This window comes from Oleiphilus sp. HI0067 (assembly GCF_001635735.1).
On the sequence record NZ_LWFI01000773.1, the window covers coordinates 1 to 1458 of the forward strand.

1 protein-coding gene and 1 pseudogene are annotated in these 1458 nt (G+C 43.9%); both read right to left on the bottom strand.

Annotation, left to right across the window (positions count from 1 at the left end; all coding sequences use genetic code 11):
* Positions 1-1077 (bottom strand): DNA polymerase Y family protein (locus A3739_RS08445; RefSeq protein WP_068501023.1); only part of this gene is annotated, 1077 nt, incomplete at its 3' end.
* Positions 1078-1087: 10 nt separating this feature from the next.
* Positions 1088-1458 (bottom strand): annotated as a pseudogene (locus A3739_RS29750) (hypothetical protein); the annotation flags it as partial.

The window sequence follows — 1458 nt, forward strand, 5'->3', positions numbered from 1 at the left end:
AAGCTCTAAAGGCGATAAAGCCCCCTGCTTACCATCAAATAAATCACTGACCTCGCCTTGCTTAGCCGCCACACGAACAGCACTCAAACTAATACGTATCACTGGAGAAGCCACTTTCATGGACTCAAGTTTCAATACGAATAAACTCAACCAAGCCTTACTTTGGTATTCACCGGCAGCAGAAGTCACTAACACTGTAGAAGTATTGCCATCGCGCAAGTACAGCTCTAGTTGCAGCTCATGCGCATATTGATCACGCATTATTAAGAAGCTTTCGAGCAATGCGAGTAGCTTGAGTAAAGGCTTTTCCAAGAGTTTCAGATTGATAATTTCAAATAACAAATCGAACCTTCGCTGAAACTGCTTAGGTGGATGGTAAAAATCGATCACATGATGAAACAGCCCAGTTAGTCGCCCCACATAATTCACCAAATCAGACCCAAAACGTTTAGCAATATCAGGCAAAGGAATACGTAGCAGATCCGCAATGCTATGAACACCTACCCGATTTAAGGTTGTAATATGTTTTGAGCTCAACTCGGTTTCTGACAAATCACACTGCTTTACTGCCTGAAATAAAGCACGCTCAGACTGAGAAATTTGATTAAAGCTTTTCCCGGCTAACATGCGTGCCGCAAAAGGGGAAAACCCTGAAGCAAAGGAATACTCAAACGGTAAATGTTTGAGCTGATCAACCAAAGCTTGCCAGTAGTTAGCTAGACCATCGTAAAGCGTTAACATGTTACTCGCTTGCAACAGAATGCCATTCGGAGGCACCAAGCTAATATTAGCCGTCACCATATACAGCCAATGCGCAATCTCTTTAAGCTTTTCCGATTCAAGTGCCGAATCATATTCAATGACATACAGCCCTTCACACATAGACGCAGCTGTCGCGAGCCCCATTCCTAAACAGACGCCATTCTCTGAGGCACGTTGGTTCATCTGAATGATTTCGTTTTTACGTCCCTCCACCACAATCATGCCTTGCGATGTATTAAGTGCATCACCATTCGGTGAAGACTGGAGCGCGTTAAGCTGTAAGGCCGGAAAATGAAGATATATCCACAGAGACATACAACACCTTTTACAAGCCTTGGCGATGTTGCGTTTGCGGAAAACGGATGACGTTAGAAGCAGGCTTTTGTTGTGTCAGAGAAAACGTAGGCCAATATTGAGACATATCTAAGGTAAACGCAGGTAAGTCCCAAGCTCCCTTACGTTTATTGATTCTTACGTTTAAACCTTGCGGGCTTGCAGTCAAACACATGCTTAATGACACCGGTAGCGACAGACCACTTTGCGCCTTCGTCTGCATTAAAAACTGCAAACTCTTTCCTTCTTCACACGCCAGCTGTAAACGCTTTATTTGATGCACTTCAAATTGGTTTTGCCATAACAACACAGCATCACAAGCACCACTCTTTAAGCATTGTTCTGCGGCCCAAAGTGCATCAT